This window comes from Aliinostoc maniaoense (genome assembly GCF_058172895.1).
This window is the reverse complement of record NZ_CP187952.1, coordinates 1,747,408-1,765,859: the sequence shown is the minus strand read 5'-3', so window position 1 is coordinate 1,765,859 and position 18,452 is coordinate 1,747,408. Positions and strand designations below refer to the sequence as shown.

Here is an 18,452-nt window from a genome sequence, read left to right as displayed (position 1 = left end):
CTGCCCCCTGCCCCCAGTCGCCGATACTTCTACACTTGAAAATTATCCCCTAAATAATACTGCCGCACTAATGGATTGGTGTATAGCTCATCAGCCGTACCATAGGCGAGGATTTGTCCTTCGCGCATGATGTAGGCGCGGTCTGTAATGGCTAGGGTTTCTCGTACATTATGATCTGTGATTAAGATGCCCATACCGCGATCGCGCAGATGTGCGACAATATGCTGAATCTCATAGACTGCGATCGGATCAACCCCTGCAAAGGGTTCATCTAAAAGTAAGAATTTTGGCCCTTCTTTCCCGGCTGCTAAGGCTCTAGCTAATTCTGTCCGCCGTCTTTCTCCACCAGATAGCTGTATTCCTTTACTTCTCGCTAATTTTTCTAGGCGAAACTCCCGCAATAGAGTTGTTAATCGCTTTGACCATTCCCTTCGCGGTACATTAGTTTGCTCTAGTACTAACAAAATATTATCTTGAACTGAAAGTTGACGAAATACACTTGCTTCTTGGGCTAGATAGCCAATACCCAAACGCGCCCTTTTGTGCATTGGCAATCCAGTAATATCTAGATTATCTAACCAAACTTTTCCCTGATTAGGTTTTTCTAACCCTGTGGCAATGTAAAATGTCGTGGTTTTACCAGCCCCATTTGGGCCTAGTAAGCCAACAATTTCACCCTGAGCTACAGAAAGGTTGACGCGATTGACGATTACTCGTTTGCCGTAAGATTTGTGAATATTTTCTAAAACAATTTTCACTATTTGCGGACTGTCTTAATGGTTGATGCTAATTGTTAGGCTTAAATGTTGGTGTTTTGGGGGCAGGTGTACTATTTCCAGAGTTAAGTTCTGAGTCGTCCACCATATAAATAGATTCTACTTGACGATTAGATTGGGGTAAGGCCACAAATCGCCCTTCATCAATCAAATATGTTACCCTTTCGGCGCGGATGCTGTTACCGCCTTGTTGCAAAATATAGACATTACCACTGAAATCAATTCGGCGTTCTTTGCTAAAATATTGGGCTTGTGTTGCTGTAGCCTGAATTTGGCGAGCAGGATACAACATTTGTACATTACCACGCGCCGTGATCACCTGATTTTTTGCGTCGTATTCTTGGATGTCAGAGCGGATAGTCAGGGGACGATTTCCTGTTGGTGTTTGGGCTGTAGCTGTTTGTAGTTGATGGGGAAAGGCCAAAGTCCCCAAGAATGTAGCTTGTAAGACTAAAGCTAATCCCAGGCGGCGCATTCTTGATGAAGATTGATAGCAGGGCATCATAGCAATTTAAGATTTGGGATGGTGGATGATATATTAACAGTCAACAGTGATCAAGTTACTGATGAGTGATGACTGATAAATGATATAATCTATCTCCAGTATTTTTTCCATAAATAAAAGCTCCAATCGAAATTCAATTGGACTAAATACTGGCTACAGCTTTGACGCTTCACTAAATCTCAAAGTTTCTGCGATCGCTAAATCGAAACTAAAGGCCTTGAGATTCCTTCTCTAAATTTCCTCTCTTAAACTCTCTGCGACTCTGCGCGCCAGTTGCTTTAAGTCGGCAGAGCCGCCCAACGCACTGGCTTGCCTCTACGTGAGACAAATTTATACCCTCACTCACCAACGCCATATTTTAGGTGTTCGGGTAGGTTTCGTAACTGAGGACTAAAGTCCTCACTACGAACTGAACACTCAATCATCAATCAAGACAATTTGAGGTATCGGTAAGGCTGGAGTTTCACTCAGGTTATCGGTATTAGTTTTATCTAAGTCCATCACTTGTATTTCTTGCAATAAAACTGCACTCTGATGGCGTAATTCATCTACATCAATACCACCATAACTAGATGGGTAACGTCGTAGACGATTACTACCTTCTCCTAATAAAATAGCTGCACCCCGCAAGTTACGATTACCCAGATGATAGAGAGCTACAGCAATTTGCAGAATGCCTTGATAAAAGGTCTTTTCTGGTTCGCTAGCGTCAATCCATAACGCTTCTAGGGTGTCATGACAGGCGTAGAACTGTCCAGAATTAAATTGTTCTACACCTTGCCAATACTCTGGGGGCATGGTTTCACTCATGCCATACTATCTCGTACTTCTTTGATGGTATCGAGAGAAATTTCTTGATTTTCTCCAGCAAACTCGTTGTCTGGGGTGAGAAATAGCATACAATGACACTCTTTGCGTTCTCTCATCGGCACACAAGGACAATTCCAATATGTAGCCTTCACCTCGGCTTCTTTATCTTCATAGTGACGACATGGACACAAAGGCGCACCCAGTTCATCTTTATGTTTAGCTAGTCCTTCAATGACAACCGCAGTTACGGAAGGTTCGGCACAAAAGAAAGTTCCTGTACGCTTGGCATATTGTTCCGAAAAGTGGCGCATGGCCTCTAGACTTTTATCAGTTGATGTTGTGTTCGCTTCTGATGAGATCATTGGGATCGGCAGTTCATAATTTAAATATTTCTTTGCATTGTACCGCAGTAACACTAGCGTATTCTTGGGGAGATATCCCCAAGCTGAGTTTTTAAATGTAAAAGGGAACGGGGAACAGGGGGCAGGGGTGTAGGGGGCAGGGAGCAGGGGGGCAGGGGGCAGGGGGCAGGGGAGACAAGGGGGACAAGGGAGACAAGGGAGACAAGGGAGACAAGGGAGGGGGAGTGTGGGGAGAGAGGGGAGTGTGGGGGGAAAGATTTGTTTTCCACTATCCCACACCTCCCACACCTCCCACACCTCCCACACCCTGCGCCATTCCCAATGCCCGATGCCCAATGCCCAATTCCCAATTCCCGATACCCAAAAACTTTATGAATCTAAAGGTTTTTGTAACTGCGATCGCAATTCCTGTTCTTGATCAATGACAATGCCAGGATAATCTCTATTAACTACTATTTGTGCTGTTGGCGATTGGATATCTTGCCACATTACCCAACGGCTACCTTGAGGCAGGGTAGAAATACTGATAGGGTTTTGTGTGAGCCAAATTAACGGCTGATAAAAATCTAGGTCGTTGGCATCTTCATGATATCTGGTTGCTGCGAGAGTTTCTAAAACCGAGCGATCGCCTCTTACTAATCCTGTGGCGGCTGTCCATAGTTGCACATCTAATTGTTGATGCTGTGCGTAAAAGTACAATGATGCTGCGGTAATTACTGCTTGTTCAAAGTTTTCTGCTGCCCAATTAGCAGCACTATCCAAAGCAATAATGATTTCTTCTCCACTTGTCACCATTTCTAATTCCCGTACCCGCAATTCACCGTAACGCGCACTAGTCCGCCAGTGAATGAGACGGGTGGGATCGCCTAAACGGTAGGGACGTAGCGATCGCACTAACCCTGATGTTGATGTCTGCAAAGGTCTACCACGATACTCACTGCGGTTACTTTCTGCTTGTCCAATTTCATCGACAAGGGGGCAAGTAGTCAAGGGTAAGACGGTAGGATAAACAATGGCTGTAGCTGCACAGTCATGCTGACGACGACACCAAAATAATCCTAAAGGCGCGCCTGTAGCTAATTCCACATTGTGCCAACGATAAACACCCCGGCTTTGGGTAGGCAGACTATACAGCCAACGGTAACTTTTTTGGCTAGGGATAGATTCAATTCCCTCTTGTACTGGTTTTCCTAAAACAAAAGGTAGTATATCTGCAACTTGCAATAAACTCACAGATTGCTTAGTTTGATTGTGGATTTCTAGTTCTAAGATTAAATCATCTCCAGTGGATACAGGTTGAATCGGGCGACGAGTCACAGATAAACCAGTGAGCGATCGCGGGGGTAAAAATCCTGCTATCACTAATAAAGCAAAACTCACGCCGCTAATCGCATACAGCCAGCCAGCCATTGTATTAATTGCTGCACCAAAAAAACAAACAGTAATTCCCGCTAGTACCCAACCGGTGTATGCAGGGGAGCTAGCATGGATTTCTAACCAGTTAGTGATGGGTTTCATGATTTTCATGTTTCTTTTTTAACCCAAGACTAATGGAAATTCACACTATTTGATTTGAGGAGGCAGGGGCAGGCAGGGGGGCAGGGGGGCAGGGGGCAGGGGAGACAAGGGAGACAAGGGAGAAATATTTACCCCAATGCCCAATGCCCAATGCCCAATGCCCACAATTCTTTAATTTTGAATTTTTATCCCCTATTTTCGGGTGTAACGATGCTTGACTCCAATGGGGAAGTATTCCCGATCGCCCATTGGTGTTAAGATTACTTCGGGCGTTTGATATTCTTTCGGCACATAGTTAGCAAACTCACTATTCAACCGTAATAGTTGGGTAAGGATTGAGTTTGCTACTGCTTGCCGTTTGTCTTCGCTAGCTTCAACATCTGGTGCTAACTCCACAACTACAGATAAAAATCTATTTTTGTCAGTATCTTCTTTTACCTGCAAGACAAATTTACCTGTAACCCATTGTTGAATCACAGGTTGTTCTAATCCGACTGTGACATTTTCTGGATAGATATTTGCACCAAAATAGGACACTGTAAAATTAGAGCGGCCAAAAACATACACAAAGGGTAATTGATGAATCCCCCTTGTAGAGACGCGATTTATTCCGTCTTCATCCTTCAAATTAGATAAATATTCCACTGGATTGAATCCCCAATCTGCTAAAAATTGGAGCATGGCATCATAACTAATAATGCCGCCAGTATCTAAAATGTTGTAACGAATCAGAGGAATACCATTATTTCCCGAAAATAATAATTGCCCGTTCTGCACTTCAAAAAAGCGGCTAACTGGGTCATACTGCACGAGTGTAGGTAAACGAGATTCCCCAAACAAAGCCTTAGCTGCTGGGGGATTTTCTGCTAAAAAACGACGAATACAAATACTCAAAGGAGTTTCATTCCCTAGTACCCCTGCATCGGCTGTACCGTAAAGGGAAGCAGAATCATAGCAGGGATTTTGAGAACCTACCCGTTTACCTACCAAACTCCGCCATTCTTCGCTGAATACTTCACCCGCCATCACCAATTTAATTTGATAGCGTTCCCAATCGATATCACGAGCTAAACCTGTATCAATGACATCTTTCAGAAATGGTGGATATCCTAATAAAACCACCTGTTGAAAATTCCCCCCTAGTTCCTGCACCACCCGCAAGATTTCCTCTTTATTGTTACCGGGAGTAATCACAGTAATAGGATAACCCTTGCTAGCAAGATAACGACAGCAATTAGTCGTAAACATCCCACCTACCCAAGTTCCCAGGGTAAAACAAATGATTGCTAGGGTACGCTGAGTATCGGCGGCAAAACTATCGTGAAAAATTTGCTCAAAGCGTGTAACAATTTGTAGTTCATCAGTGAAGAACCGAGGCCAGAAAGTAGGCTTGCCTGTAGAACCAGAAGAAGCCGCAATCATATCACAACCTTCTAGCCGTCCATTGCGGCATAAATCAGCCAGAGGATAACGCGAGATATAATTTTCTTTAGCGATCGCTGGAATTTTCTCAAAATCCTCCCAAGTTTTAATCTTATCTGCCTCAATTCCCCTCTCTGCCAAAAATGCCTGATAAGCCGGTACATTACCAGCTACATCATGAAACAAATCCAAAACAGTTGATGCGCCAGAAGTATTAATATGCTCCTGTAATAAATCCTCTAGAGGGGTAGACACAAAATCTTCCCATGCTGTGATTACTTGCTGTTCTCGTAATATGGGTTTCATAATTAGTCAATAATAATGGGAATTGGGAATTGGGCATTGGGCATTGGGCATTGGGAATGGCGCAGGGTGTGGGAGGTGTGGGAGGTGTGGGATGGTGGAGAACAAATCTTTCCCCCCACACTCCCCTCTCTCCCCACACTCCCCTCTCCCTTGTCTCCCTTGTCTCCCTTGTCTCCCTTGTCTCCCTTGTCTTCCTTGTCTTCCTTGTCTCCCTTGTCTTCCTTGTCTCCCCCTACACCCCTACACCCCTACACCCCTGCACCCCTACACCCCTGCCCCCCTTTCCCCGTTCCCTTTTACAGAATATTCGTAAATTGAAGCATATCAATTGTATTAATTTAAAAAAACCCTTATCTATCCTTCAGCACCATGCAAGTCTATTGCAGTAAAAAACACGCTAATAGTAGCACTAATCATTTTTGCATTCATTGCGGTGAACCGTTGTCTATTGCGGTTGGGCAAGTTATAGACAATCGTTATCGGCTAATTCGTCAAATTGGACAGGGTGGTTTTGGGCGTACTTATTTGGCTGAAGATCAAAAGAAATCTGATCAAAAGTGTGTTTTGAAGGAGTTTGCACCCCAAGTCACGGAAAAACAGGATTTACAAAAGGCTAAGGAGTTGTTTGAGCGAGAGGCAAATGTACTCAAAAAACTTCACCACTCCCAAATTCCCATGTTTCACGCTTCACTACAAGTTAAAATCGGGAGTCAGGATTTTTTCTTTTTGGTGCAAGATTACATAGAAGGTGATAATTTTGATCAACTACTAGAACAGCGTCAAAGTCAAGGCAAAACTTTTACAGAAGCAGAAGTTATCACTTTACTACAGCAGATTTTACCAGTTTTATCCTATATTCACTCTTTAGATGTAGTTCACCGCGATATTTCTCCTGATAATTTGATTTGGCGACGCTCTGATAATTTACCTGTTTTGATTGACTTTGGTGGTGTGAAGCAATTACCGGCTTCTCAGGGTTTTTGGTTTACTAAGTTGGCTGTCAATCATACATTATTGGGTAAAAAAGGCTACGCACCAGAAGAACAGTTACGGCAAGGGAAGGTATATTTTAACAGTGATTTATATTCTTTAGCGGTGACAGCGTTAGTATTACTCACAGGGAAAGAACCGCAAAAACTTTACGATAGTTATCAAGGAATTTGGCGTTGGGGTAGGGAAATTAATGTCAGTTTTCAGTTAGAAGCTGTGTTAAAAAAGATGCTGGCGTATAAACCAAGCGATCGCTATCAAAGTGCTAATCAAGCTCTGAAAGATTTAACTTCAACTAGTGTGACTCAACCCCCAGTGACTCATCTAACGAAGATTAAGACAATGGTAGTTGCTCCAGGACGTAAAGCGGGGGCAATTGTGAGTAAATTCCATAGCAAAACCCAAGCAGTAGCCCAAAAATTACCTCTCCCTGGCTGGCTACGTCCTTTTGCTGTCAGCTTCGGCAGCACAGCCGTAATTGTATTGATCGGTGCGGGGAGTTTTGCTTTAGTAAATTCACTAATTCGTGGTGTATCTTCGATTACGCCGCCCCAAATCTCCTTACCCCAAATACCCAACCCCCTAGAGCAATCACAGGCTAACAATCAAAAAGTTAGTCTCACGGAAGTTTTAAGCCGTCGTCAACAGTTAGAAGTTCCCGAACCCTTCTTAATTCAGACAGTAGATAACTTATTCCATGCTCAAAAACCAGAGTTAAATGGACGTAACTTAACTTCTCAACCAGAAGATGCAGCTTTGCGGGATGAATGGGCTGCCATTGCCGGAGATTTCTTGAATAAAATAGAACAGGCTAACCTGAGTACACCAGTGCGTCGTAAACTGGGAAGCTACACACAAAGAGATTATCAAACCTGGAGAAGACAAGCGCGTTCTGGACAACTGGGAAATTACACAGTTACTGATCTTAATAGAGATACCAATCAAAAATTCACCGAGTTGTTTCCTAACCAAGATCGTGGGAAACTGAATCAACAAACTTTAGGTCAAGTTTGGTATGCGATCGCAGATGAACAAGTGAGAAGTAGAGGGGGGACTGGAAGGTAGACAAGGGGGACAAGGGGGACAAGGAAGACAAGGGAGACAAGGGAGTTAAATCAGTCATGACTATTGAGTAATGAGTAATGAGTAATGAGTAATGAGTGATGATTAATTAGTAATGAGTAACATTCAACCGGGGCTAAGTTTAGGCGATCGCTATGTAATTGTACGTCAAATCGGTCAGGGAGGATTTGGACGTACTTATTTGGCTGAAGATATTAACCGTTTTCGGGAACTTTGTGTTTTAAAGGAGTTTTGTCCCCAGGTTCAAACAGATTACGTTTTACAAAAAGCTCAAGAACTTTTTCAGCGTGAAGCTACTGTTCTTTATAAGTTGCAACATCCCCAAATCCCTCGCTTTCGGGAACAGTTTCACATCAAATTAGAAGGTAAGGAATATTTATTTTTAGTCCAAGATTATATAGAAGGACAAACTTATAATGCAATTCTAAATGCCCGTAAACAACAGGGTTTACGGTTTACTGAATTAGAAATTAGGCAACTTTTAGAGCAGATTTTACCAGTGTTGGATTATATCCATGCTTTGGGTGTGATTCATCGGGATATCTCGCCAGATAATTTAATTCTTCGCACTTTTGACCAATTACCAGTATTAATTGATTTTGGTGGAGTTAAACAAATTGTAGCCGCCGTTGCTTACCAATATTATCAACCAGGGATAGCTACACCACCTCCAGCCGCTACCCTGTTAGGTAAGGTGGGATTTGCACCCCCAGAACAAATGCAAACCGGCGCAGTGTCTCCCCATAGTGATTTGTATGCCTTGGCGGTGACAGCAATAGTTTTGTTAACGGGTAAGCAACCCCAAGAATTAGTCGATAATTACAATCTCTCTTGGCAATGGCGACGGGAAATTACTCTGAGTCCCCTATTAGGACAAGTATTAGATCAAATGTTAGCTCCTCGACCGGGCGATCGCTACCAGTCAGGCCAACAAGTTCTCCAAGCACTCAACCCCACACCAGTATATTATCCCCCCACCCATGCCCCCAACCCCACAGTCGCACCAACATCAGCAACCCTAGCCGCCTCCCCTTCTCCCTCCGTTTCTGTTCCTCCCCCAGCCAAAAATCAATGGACACCTACTAAAACGTTTCTAGGGGTACTAGCTTTAGTTGCCACCGGGGGATTAATTTGGTGGGGAGTGCATGGTAGAAATGGGGAGCGAGGGGTAGTTAATCCTATACCTACACCAACTATTACTCAACCTACTAACCCCCTAGATAAATATTCAGCAGCCGAACGACGACGTAAACAAAGATTAAGCGATCGCCGGCAACAATTAGGTATAGACTTTAATTTCTACGTTAATTTAGTCAATCAAATCTTTTGGGAGCAAAACCCCAGTTTACAGGGACGTACCCTCAGCGATGAACCCACAGATGAAAGTTTACGCGCTCAATGGGATGCTATCGCTCGTCAGTTGTTAGAAAAACTTGTACCATTAAGCACAAGGGCGCGACAACAATTAGGTACTTATACGGCAGCAGAACGCGATCGCTGGAAGGTAGATATTAATCAAGTCAATGTTAGTAGTCGAGCATTGTATGATTTAGGTGATGCGGCTTTCTTTCACGCCTTCCCAGAACGCAAAGGACAAGACTTCATCAATCAACCTATAGGACAAGTTTGGCACGCTTTTGTTAGTGACAAACTCAACGCCATCCTTGCCGGTAGTGCTTTGCAAAGAATTGTTTTTGATCAAGGTGCAACTAATAAAACTATCAGTGGTAATCTCAAACCTGGAGCGGGTAGAGTTTTTATTGCCGATTTAGGTAAAAATCAAACTTTAGATTTTAAACTACAAGCCAATCCCAAAATTTTATTATCAATTTATTCCCCTTCCGGCAAAATTATATTTTTAGAAGATTCCTCACAACGCACTTTAGCAACAGAACTACCAGAATCAGGATTTTATGAATTTGTGGTAGTTTCTACTGCATCCACATCAGCAGATTATCAAATTAGCCTAACAGTTAAAAATCCCACACCTCCAGAACCAACACCCACACCCACACCGACAGAAACACCGACAGAAACGCCCACACCCACACCCAGCGACACCCCCACACCAACCCCTAATTAAGAAGATTTTAGGACTGAGTAATAAGTAATGAGTAATAAGTAATGAGTAATAAGTAAATTTCTTACTGGTATTTAAGAGTTGCTATTTATATCTTTTTGAATACCATTTCTTTCCCGTTTAATACTTTCTTCTAGGGCTTGAATTTGTTCACGACGAGCTTCTAATTCTAGTGTGCGCCTTGCTAAATCTTGATTTTGTAAAGTTAGAGATTGCCGCCAATGTTCTGCTCTTTCAGCTTCTTGCTGTAAAAATTCTGGGGAGATACCAGTTGTTAAATAATTCTGCACTAAATGTAGTACCCACTCACAAGCATCTTCCATAAGTTCAATCTCACCTGTTGAGGAAAGCTCTACTAAGACTAATAACTTTTCAGCCATAGTATTACTTTTACCAAGTAAAATAACAGCTTCTTCAGGAATTATTGTCCACAGATGTTCTGCTTCTTGACGTGCTAATAAGCGTAATTGGTACTGGTCTAAAAATTCATTTTTATGTACTTGGGCTAGATATCGCATAGCTTAGAAAGGGGTGTAAGGGTGTGAGGGTGTAAGGGTGTGAGGGTGTAAGGGTGTGAGGGTGTAAGGGTGTGAGGGTGTGAGGGTGTGAGGGTGTAAGGGTGTGAGGCAGGCAAGAAAAAATTGATTTTGTTCTTTCCCCTACACCCCTATACCCCTATACCCCTATACCCCTACACCCCTATACCCCTAAAGCTATGCTAAACCACGCAGGCGATCGCGTAAAATCTCTGCTTGTTTTTCGGCTTCAGCTAAAGCATCTCTGGCGGCTTGGACTACATCCGGTCTAGCTTTATCGACAAAGTTGGCGTTGCTTAACCTACCTTTGAGAGACTGCGCCTCGGCTTCTACTTTACTAAGGCTTTTCTGTAGCTTGGCGCGCATAGCTTCTATATCTACTACACCATCCAACGGTATAACTACCTGTACTGTCCCAATTACACCCGCAATGGCTTTTTCTGGTTCTTTGGTTGATGGTTGTGATTCCTGCGGTGCTGGAGTCGTTTCTGTAGTGAGTGGGGAGAACTTCGCTAAGAATTTTTGTCTAGGTTTGGCGGGTAATAAAGTCGTAACAATAAACCAAGCGGTGTAACCCAAACCCACAATTTCAAAGAAAGTATTTAGGACGGGGATATTATCTAAAGTATCGCCAACGGCTAACGCCAGTCGGAAGAAGACTAAACCCACAACTAGCCAAACAATTGTCCGCCAACTACTTTTGGGTTTTGGCTGGATGACTGTTTGGGGTTGTGCTTCACCGACAATGGTTAAATTTTCTACCTTGGCTAAATCTTGAATGTAAGATTGTCCAGCCGTGAGAATTTGCCGTTCTTGAGGATTTTCAGATTGTAAATTGGCTGTGATTTTCGCACCTGGCTTAACTTCCGCTTCGGCGCGTAAATTGCGGATGGTGCGGATAGTGCCAATTAACAGTTCAAACTGTGCTTCTAAGCTGGGGTTAATTAAATTGGTATCAGCTTTGGGATATGGCTGTAAAGCTAGAGTTTGCTTCGATTCCTCTGGTTGTTGGGTAAGAGTCTGCCAAATTTCCTCGGTGATATGGGGCATAAAGGGATGCAGTAACTTTAATATCCCTTCGAGTACATAGGCTAACGTTTGTTGAGCGACTCTACGCGAGGCTGGGTCAGAATTTTTTTGCAATCTGGATTTGACCAACTCAATATACCAGTCGCAAAAATCACCCCAAATAAACTCATAAATGCCCTTGGCTGCTTCCCCTAAACCATAGTTATCAATATAGTTAGTGGTTTGCTGAATAACTTGATGATAGCGGGAAAGAATCCAGCGATCGCTTAATTCATTTGCCTTGGGTTGACCTAATTGTCCGGGGGTTTGTCCGTCGAGATTCATCATTACAAATCTGGCGGCGTTCCACAGCTTATTGGCGAAGTTGCGGGAAGCTTCTACCGATGATGATTCATCTTTTTTGCGATCGTATTCTAAGCGGATATCTTGACCAGCACCGGCTACTTCTTTAACTAAGGTGTAACGTAAAGCATCAGTGCCATATTTATCAATTAGTAACAGTGGGTCAATGCCATTGTTAGCTGACTTCGACATCTTTTTATTATTTTCATCCCTCACCAAACCGTGAATGTAAACAGTTTGGAAGGGCATAGTGTCAGTAAAATGACCAGCCATCATAGTCATTCTGGCTACCCAGAAAAAGATGATATCAAAGCCTGTAACTAGGGTTGTAGTTGGGTAGTATGCGGCTAAATCTGGTGTTTTCTCTGGCCAGCCTAATGTAGAAAATGGCCATAATCCCGAAGAAAACCAGGTATCTAATACATCTGGGTCTTGTTCTAACTGGACATTCTCGCCAAATTGGGCTTTAGCTTTCTCCCAGGCTTCCGCAGTTGATTTAGCGACAATAAAGGGGGTAGTATCAGTGATTTGTCCGTCAGTTTCACTCACCGCATACCAAGCCGGGATTTGATGACCCCACCATAATTGACGAGAAATACACCAATCTCTTAAGCTTACCAACCAATCACGATAAACTTTAGTCCAGCGTTGGGGGACAAATTGGGGTGTGTTTTTCTGGTCGAGGAAGTCTAAAGCTTTATCCGCCATTGGGCGAATTTTCACAAACCACTGAGTAGAAAGTAGGGGTTCAATGGGAACTTTACCGCGATCGCTATAAGGAACGGTATGCTTATAATCTTCTACCTTGACTAACACGCCGTCAGCTTCCAGACGTGCAATTACATTTTTTCTAGCAACAAAGCGGTCTTGTCCTTGAAACTCTCCAGCATTGGCGTTTAGCGTGCCATCTTTATTCAGAATATTAATAAACGGCAGATTATGACGCTTACCCATTTCAAAGTCGTTGGGGTCATGGGCAGGAGTCACTTTTACACAACCCGTCCCAAAACTGGGGTCAACTAACTCATCACCAATAATGGGAATTTCCCGTTGCATAATGGGCAGAGTCAAAGTTTTCCCAATTAGGTGTTGATATCTTTCATCATTGGGATTGACAGCTACACCCGTATCACCCAGCATAGTTTCTGGTCGAGTCGTCGCCACTTCTACATAACCAGAACCATCACTTAAGGGGTAACGGAAATGCCAAAGATTACCCTCAACCTCTTTATTTTCTACCTCAACATCAGACACCGCCGACTGAGAAGCCGGACACCAGTTAACTAAATATTCACCGCGATAAATCAACCCCTCATTGTAGAGACTGACAAAGGCTTCTACCACAGCTTTCGATAAACCTTCATCTAGGGTAAATCTCTCCCGTGACCAGTCTACCGACACACCCAAACGGCGTAGCTGATTGACAATTGTTCCCCCTGATTCTGTTTTCCACTGCCAAGCACGTTCTAGAAATTGGTCGCGTCCCAACTCATAGCGAGTTTTACCCTCAGCTTTGAGTTGTTTTTCTAGAATTGTGTGGACAGCGATACTAGCGTGGTCAGTTCCAGGTAGCCAGAGAGTATTACGTCCCTGCATCCGGTGATAACGTACTAGCGCATCAATCAACGCACTCTCAAAGGCGTGACCCATGTGCAGACTACCAGTAACGTTTGGTGGCGGAATAACGACACAATAAGGTTCACCACCATGATTAGGGTCAGCTTTGTAGATTTGGTTGTCTTCCCAGAATTTTTGCCACTTCGCTTCAGTAGAAAAAGGGTCATACAGACTGGGAAGATTCGGTATAGTTGCGGTCATTCTGGGAAATTCACTTTTGGAAGGACTCTAATAAATTTTGCCACAGCGTTGGGGGATTGGGGAGATTGCTGTTTTCATGCTCTAGTTTCTGAGCGATGCCTCCGGCGCGCTAGACCTCTATTCTGACTTTTCACGGGATCTGTAAAACCCATCTCCAACACTCTCCCCTACAAATAATGTAGAGGCGTTTCATGAAACGTCTCTCCAAGAACCTACAGAAAAAGAGCCAGAAAGGATTATTTAGCAGTAGCCAAAAAAAGGAAAGTAAACTTTAATGAAAGAAGGAAAGCCATTAAAAAGCAACTACAATATATCAAAAGAAACTTCTCTCACATTCAGCAACTAATAGGTTCAGGTACGTCACTAATAAACCTGAGTAAAAGACAATATAAGATGTTGTTAGTCGTGTCAGAAGTTTATCGTCAACAACTGTGGTTATATGAAAATAAAAAACGGAGTATAGAAGACCGGATTGTCAGTTTAAGTCAACCACATATTCGTCCGATAGTCCGTGGTAAAGCTAGAACAGAGGTAGAATTTGGGGCTAAGTTTTCTGCTAGTTGCTGTGATGGTTATGTATTTTTAGACCATATTAGTTGGGATAACTTTAACGAATCAGGGGACTTACAAACACAAGTAGAAGCCTACAAAAACTACACTGGATATTATCCTGAATCTGTTCATGTTGATAAAATTTATCGGACTAGAGAGAATCGAGCTTGGTGTCAAGAAAGAGGAATTAGAATTAGTGGACTACCACTAGGTAGACCACCCAAAAACGTCTGGACAGACACAAAGAAACAAGCACGAGATGATAAGCTAGTTCGTAATTCTATTGAAGGGAAATTCGGACAAGGTAAACGAAGATTTAGCCTTGATAGAGTTATGGCTAAACTTCCTTATACTTCTTTAACCGCTATTGCCATAACTTTTTTAGTTATGAATCTTTCTACCCTGTTATTACGTCTTTTTTGTCAGTTTTTGTGTCAATTTTTCAAAACAACATCTTTTTTCGCTGCTTTGATTAACAAAACTAATGTTTTGATGAATTTCAGAAAACAAAAAATTATCTTTACTCCTGCCTGATTACCTACTCTATTCTCCTGTTGTTTGTTTACTACTTTTTCAGCAAGCCCTAAATAACAGGTAAAAAGTAACAGGGTTGGGGGAAAGAAAAAATACTATCCCCTTTTCCCTGTGATTTATTTAGAAACTGACATTATATTTATCAGCCAATTCCGAAAGCTTTTCATACTGTTGAATGGCTGCTTCAGTAATTAATGTCTTTGCTTCTTCTGGAGTCGTGCCGTTTTCTGGAATTAAATACTTAATATAAAGAGAAACAAAATCTACCATAACTGCCGAGCCAATTAATCCATGACTATCAGCTTCTTGCCCAGCCATTGCGGATACTAGTCCGGTTTTAATGGGGTCTGGTCTGGTTTTCATAAACTGATCAATCAGTTGCCAAATGTATTCATTTGGTATGAGATTTTGTAACTTACTTGGGTCAGGTGTAAATTCTATGCCTGCTGATCTTGCCTGCTCTAAAATACACCATTCTGCAAATTCTTTCAGGGCTTCTTCAGGAAGTTTGGGGAAATATTTGTGTAGTTCTAAATCAGACACAGGCTTACCTTAGATATTTGAGTTTTTTGGAGCGTATTAAGGCAAGACTAACTCACTATTTCTACAATTTTTAGTGTGTTACGCTACGACTGTTAAATAAATAGATTATCTGAGATTATTTACTTATTGTATATAAACTAAGCTATTTTGCGAAAGAACGATCGCTCTATTTTCATTTCATATCATGTGATCAAGATAAAGCGATCGCTCTTTGGCTGACTTTGGTTCTAAACGTTCATAAAGCCACCGTCAACTACTAAATCAGCCGCCGTCATATATGATGATTCATCACTAGCTAAGAAGACAGCCGCCGATGCAATTTCCTCCTGTTGTCCCACACGTCCTAATGGTGCAACTTGCGTAATAGAATTGACAAAACCATCTAGTTCTTTGTCAGAAATTCCGATCTTGCTCTGAAAATTGGTTAAGACGATACCAGGACTCAACGAATTAACTCGAATTTTCCGTATTCCTAATTCAGCCGCTAAACTCCGAGCTAAGGAACGCACAGCTGCTTTAGTTGCAAAATATATGCTTCCCGTCGCCATGCCTTTTTCATGCACTGAGGAAGCATTCAGAATGACCGAAGAAAGGCAGAGGGCAGGAGGCAGAAGGCAGAAGGAAGAAATACAATTTTTTCCCTCTGCCACAAGGGTTTCAAGCCCCTAAATTTATTTATGCAAAGCAAAAAAAAAGATGTGTTTTGAGACGCGAAGCGCGAGAAATACAGCGTCCTTATTAAATCCCCTGAATTTATTTATGGGGATTCCCTTCTGCCCTCTGCCTTCGTACTTCTGCCTTCTTAAACTCGCTCCTTCTTGAAGCAATCCAGCTAGTTTTTGTACAGTAAAAAATACCCCTTTGACATTAGTATCAAACTGCTTGTCATAAAATGCTTCATCAATGGCATCAAGGGGGGCAAATAAACCAATTCCTGCATTAGCAAACAAAATATCAAGGCTACCAAACTCTGCTTTTACTGTCTGTGCTAAACTATCCAAATCACTGAGCGATCGCACATCTGCACGTACTGGAATCACATTTGCGCCCAATGTCTCAGCAGCCGCTTGCAAACGCTCTTGATTCTGTCCTGTAATGATTACCCGCGCTCCCTCCGCAACAAACTGTTTAGCGGTTTCCAAGCCAATACCCGTGGTTGCACCTGTAATTACAGCTGTCTTGTTGCTTAAACGTGCCATATTTATACCTTTTGTGAGAAAAATTAAACCAATCAGTCTCAGTTTAGGCAAAAAAATTTAAGACTTACTTAAATCAAACGAACAAACTGTTAAGAATTGCCTGTTTCCCCAACCCTCTCCCCTAGGGAGTTGAGCGTGGAGAGGGTGTTTAGTTAATTGTTAGATTAACTGACCAAAGAATTTGATACTATTAACGAAATAGGCGATCGCCAAGGTGGTAGATTGGCAAAAAAATTATGACCAAGCGGAAGAAAAGCAATCTCCAATGGATCAAAGAGACTCTAGAACTCAAGCCTGACCATCGCTGGGAGTCTCCATCAGGCTATAAGATTTTTGTCGCTAACCGGGGGGCGGTTCGCTTCAATGTCCCCCAGGATTGGGTGTTTGAGCCACAAGAAAATTCCTTCAAGTTCATGGATAACAAACCACCCAAGGATGATTGCTGCCTAGAAGTATCATTTAATCAACTACCTCCCCGTGATTGGAGTTTGTTTCCGCTTAAATCTACTTTGAGAAAGGTAGTAGAAGACGATAGCCGCGATGTGATTGAAAAAGGAGAAATCATTACCGTCAAACGCCAAACCGCCAAAATCGTCTGGACAGAGATTAAATTTATTGACACTCAAGAAGAACCACGGGAGGCTTTTTCGCGGATTTGCATTGGTCTAGGGTCAAATGTGCAGTGTTTAATTACATTTGATTATTGGGCAGATCAAGCCGAGCAGTTAACACCCGTATGGGATGAAGTGATACGGAGTTTAACACTAGGTTTATATATCCGCGATCCCCGCACAGGTTTAGCATATCCAGATTGATGTCTTGCTGCTCAGATGTAAAAATATCGGAGGTTACGGTTATGGCTCCAGTATTTAATGAACAATCAGGTATTATCCGCACAGAGAGAGGGCTTACTATCGTAGGGAGTCGCGTTACTCTTTACGACGTAATGGATTTGATCAAGGCTCAATACCCACCTAAGCTGATCCGCGATAAGTTCAACTTGACAGATGAACAGATAAATACAGCCTTGTCTTATATTGAAGTCAACCGCACTCAGTTAGAAGCTGAGTATCAAGAAGTTCTAGCAACCAGAAAAGAAATTCGCCAGTATTGGGAAGAGCGTAATCATGAACGCTTGGCTCAGATTGCCAGTATACCTCACAAACCAGGTAAAGAATTTCTGTGGGCAAAGTTGGAAGAGCAGAAAGCCAAACGTGCTGCCCAAAAATTATGACCTTCTTAATTGATTATAATCTTGATGGTTATGCCCTGATTTTCCTTGGTATTTTGACAAAACTCGGTTGGTTGGAGCTAATATCTATTCGGTTTGTAACCTTTAGAGAAGCAGGCTTATCGATGGACAGTAGCGATCGCATGGTTTGGCGTTATGCTCAAATGCACCACATGATGATACTAACAGCCAACCGAAACATGAAGGGGGAAGAGTCACTCGAACAGGTAATTCGTGAAGAGAATATAGCGAGTTCATTTCCTGTTGTGACAATTGGGGATCTAAGTCGTCTTGATGAATTTGATTATCGAGAGCAATGTGTTGATCGTCTGATTGAGATTGTCTTGGATATTGAAAACTATATGGGTGTTGGTCGTCTGTTTATTCCATGACTATAGCTGTTTTTGTGGAAGCGATCGCACTTATTGGTATTTTGCAGGCATTGTTTAGGTTAAGCTACACCTCAGCAAAATTTGAGTAGGTAAAATCTTATCCGGTATATTTAAGGTATATTACTCGATTTTCCATTTGGTTTAGTCAACATGGATTTTACAGCCACTCTCAATGAGATTAAATCTCTCAGCATTGAAGAACGCATTTGTTTTGTGCAAGCCATTTGGGATAGTATCGCCGCAGAACAGACTTACCCAAATCTCACAGCAGCACAAAAACAAGAACTGGATCGGCGGATTAATGATTATGAAACTAATCCAGACAATGTGATGACATGGGAAAAGATTAAATCTTCTATTAAAAAATAATAATGGATTATGTATTGGTTTTTCGTCCATAACTTTCTGAATAACTTTAAAAAAT

At 42.3% G+C, this 18,452-nt stretch carries 20 protein-coding genes and 1 pseudogene; 9 read left to right on the top strand and 12 right to left on the bottom strand.

Annotation, left to right across the window (positions count from 1 at the left end; genetic code table 11):
- Positions 1-29: 29 nt before the first annotated feature.
- The 4 genes from lptB to ACPZ3T_RS07865 form a co-directional block, all read right to left on the bottom strand.
- Positions 30-758 carry an LPS export ABC transporter ATP-binding protein gene (lptB, locus tag ACPZ3T_RS07880; protein WP_490274986.1) on the bottom strand — a complete coding sequence of 243 codons (729 nt, stop codon included), beginning with the start codon at positions 756-758 and terminating at the stop codon, positions 30-32.
- 28 nt (positions 759-786) lie between these two features.
- Entirely contained in the window at positions 787-1,281 is a 495-nt protein-coding gene (locus tag ACPZ3T_RS07875) for an LptA/OstA family protein (RefSeq protein ID WP_490274984.1), read from the bottom strand.
- Between the two features lie 417 nt (positions 1,282-1,698).
- Positions 1,699-2,091: a DUF309 domain-containing protein gene (locus ACPZ3T_RS07870; RefSeq protein WP_490274982.1), complete on the bottom strand. Its 393-nt coding sequence runs from the start codon at positions 2,089-2,091 to the stop codon at positions 1,699-1,701.
- Complete coding sequence (locus tag ACPZ3T_RS07865; protein WP_490274980.1) at positions 2,088-2,453, bottom strand: ferredoxin thioredoxin reductase catalytic beta subunit; 366 nt, start codon at positions 2,451-2,453, stop codon at positions 2,088-2,090. The genes ACPZ3T_RS07870 and ACPZ3T_RS07865 overlap by 4 nt, the downstream gene beginning before the upstream one ends.
- Before the next feature lie 242 nt (positions 2,454-2,695).
- Here ACPZ3T_RS07865 and ACPZ3T_RS07860 point away from each other — a divergent pair, with 242 nt between their 5' ends.
- Positions 2,696-2,878, top strand: a complete 183-nt coding sequence (locus ACPZ3T_RS07860; protein ID WP_490274978.1) for a hypothetical protein — start codon at positions 2,696-2,698, stop codon at positions 2,876-2,878.
- Here the strand turns inward: ACPZ3T_RS07860 and ACPZ3T_RS07855 are convergent.
- The gene (locus ACPZ3T_RS07855) at positions 2,823-3,980 is read right to left on the bottom strand and encodes a DUF58 domain-containing protein (RefSeq protein WP_490274976.1); all 1,158 of its coding nucleotides are present in this window, start codon (positions 3,978-3,980) and stop codon (positions 2,823-2,825) included. The genes ACPZ3T_RS07860 and ACPZ3T_RS07855 overlap by 56 nt on opposite strands.
- Positions 3,981-4,025: 45 nt before the next feature.
- Between ACPZ3T_RS07855 and ACPZ3T_RS07850 the strand changes: the two genes are divergently transcribed.
- On the top strand, positions 4,026-4,229 hold the full coding sequence (locus ACPZ3T_RS07850; protein ID WP_490274974.1) for a hypothetical protein: 204 nt from the start codon (positions 4,026-4,028) through the stop codon (positions 4,227-4,229).
- Here ACPZ3T_RS07850 and ACPZ3T_RS07845 read toward each other — a convergent pair.
- Positions 4,164-5,699 carry a phenylacetate--CoA ligase family protein gene (locus ACPZ3T_RS07845; RefSeq protein WP_490274972.1) on the bottom strand — a complete coding sequence of 512 codons (1,536 nt, stop codon included), beginning with the start codon at positions 5,697-5,699 and terminating at the stop codon, positions 4,164-4,166. The genes ACPZ3T_RS07850 and ACPZ3T_RS07845 overlap by 66 nt on opposite strands.
- The gene (locus ACPZ3T_RS07840; RefSeq protein ID WP_490277429.1) at positions 5,608-5,820 is read right to left on the bottom strand and encodes a hypothetical protein; all 213 of its coding nucleotides are present in this window, start codon (positions 5,818-5,820) and stop codon (positions 5,608-5,610) included. The genes ACPZ3T_RS07845 and ACPZ3T_RS07840 overlap by 92 nt, the downstream gene beginning before the upstream one ends.
- A gap of 248 nt (positions 5,821-6,068) precedes the next feature.
- Between ACPZ3T_RS07840 and ACPZ3T_RS07835 the strand changes: the two genes are divergently transcribed.
- On the top strand, positions 6,069-7,754 hold the full coding sequence (locus ACPZ3T_RS07835) for a protein kinase domain-containing protein (RefSeq protein ID WP_490274970.1): 1,686 nt from the start codon (positions 6,069-6,071) through the stop codon (positions 7,752-7,754).
- 112 nt (positions 7,755-7,866) lie between these two features.
- Positions 7,867-9,855, top strand: coding sequence for a protein kinase domain-containing protein (locus tag ACPZ3T_RS07830; protein ID WP_490274968.1), 1,989 nt, complete (start codon positions 7,867-7,869; stop codon positions 9,853-9,855).
- Positions 9,856-9,926: 71 nt separating this feature from the next.
- Here ACPZ3T_RS07830 and ACPZ3T_RS07825 read toward each other — a convergent pair whose 3' ends face one another.
- Together ACPZ3T_RS07825 and ACPZ3T_RS07820 are read right to left on the bottom strand one after the other, a co-directional pair.
- Positions 9,927-10,370 carry a hypothetical protein gene (locus ACPZ3T_RS07825; RefSeq protein ID WP_490274966.1) on the bottom strand — a complete coding sequence of 148 codons (444 nt, stop codon included), beginning with the start codon at positions 10,368-10,370 and terminating at the stop codon, positions 9,927-9,929.
- Between the two features lie 195 nt (positions 10,371-10,565).
- Entirely contained in the window at positions 10,566-13,577 is a 3,012-nt protein-coding gene (locus ACPZ3T_RS07820; RefSeq protein ID WP_490274964.1) for a valine--tRNA ligase, read from the bottom strand.
- Between the two features lie 204 nt (positions 13,578-13,781).
- Here ACPZ3T_RS07820 and ACPZ3T_RS07815 point away from each other — a divergent pair.
- Positions 13,782-14,663: pseudogene (locus ACPZ3T_RS07815) on the top strand (transposase); the annotation flags it as partial.
- 120 nt (positions 14,664-14,783) lie between these two features.
- Here ACPZ3T_RS07815 and ACPZ3T_RS07810 read toward each other — a convergent pair.
- The 3 genes from ACPZ3T_RS07810 to ACPZ3T_RS07800 form a co-directional block, all read right to left on the bottom strand.
- Entirely contained in the window at positions 14,784-15,206 is a 423-nt protein-coding gene (locus ACPZ3T_RS07810) for a hypothetical protein (RefSeq protein WP_490274962.1), read from the bottom strand.
- Positions 15,207-15,433: 227 nt separating this feature from the next.
- Positions 15,434-15,754, bottom strand: a complete 321-nt coding sequence (locus tag ACPZ3T_RS07805; RefSeq protein WP_490274960.1) for an SDR family oxidoreductase — start codon at positions 15,752-15,754, stop codon at positions 15,434-15,436.
- A 123-nt stretch (positions 15,755-15,877) separates the two neighbouring features.
- The gene (locus tag ACPZ3T_RS07800; protein WP_490274958.1) at positions 15,878-16,405 is read right to left on the bottom strand and encodes an SDR family NAD(P)-dependent oxidoreductase; all 528 of its coding nucleotides are present in this window, start codon (positions 16,403-16,405) and stop codon (positions 15,878-15,880) included.
- A gap of 236 nt (positions 16,406-16,641) precedes the next feature.
- Here ACPZ3T_RS07800 and ACPZ3T_RS07795 point away from each other — a divergent pair, with 236 nt between their 5' ends.
- The 4 genes from ACPZ3T_RS07795 to ACPZ3T_RS07780 all read left to right on the top strand — a co-directional run bounded on the left by ACPZ3T_RS07795 (position 16,642) and on the right by ACPZ3T_RS07780 (position 18,397).
- Positions 16,642-17,220, top strand: a complete 579-nt coding sequence (locus tag ACPZ3T_RS07795) for a hypothetical protein (RefSeq protein WP_490274956.1) — start codon at positions 16,642-16,644, stop codon at positions 17,218-17,220.
- A gap of 41 nt (positions 17,221-17,261) precedes the next feature.
- The gene (locus ACPZ3T_RS07790; RefSeq protein WP_490274954.1) at positions 17,262-17,639 is read left to right on the top strand and encodes a DUF433 domain-containing protein; all 378 of its coding nucleotides are present in this window, start codon (positions 17,262-17,264) and stop codon (positions 17,637-17,639) included.
- The gene (locus ACPZ3T_RS07785; RefSeq protein ID WP_490274952.1) at positions 17,636-18,028 is read left to right on the top strand and encodes an ACP S-malonyltransferase; all 393 of its coding nucleotides are present in this window, start codon (positions 17,636-17,638) and stop codon (positions 18,026-18,028) included. Before ACPZ3T_RS07790 ends, ACPZ3T_RS07785 begins: the two co-directional genes overlap by 4 nt.
- A gap of 150 nt (positions 18,029-18,178) precedes the next feature.
- Positions 18,179-18,397: an addiction module protein gene (locus ACPZ3T_RS07780; protein WP_490274950.1), complete on the top strand. Its 219-nt coding sequence runs from the start codon at positions 18,179-18,181 to the stop codon at positions 18,395-18,397.
- The last annotated feature ends 55 nt before the right edge of the window (positions 18,398-18,452 follow it).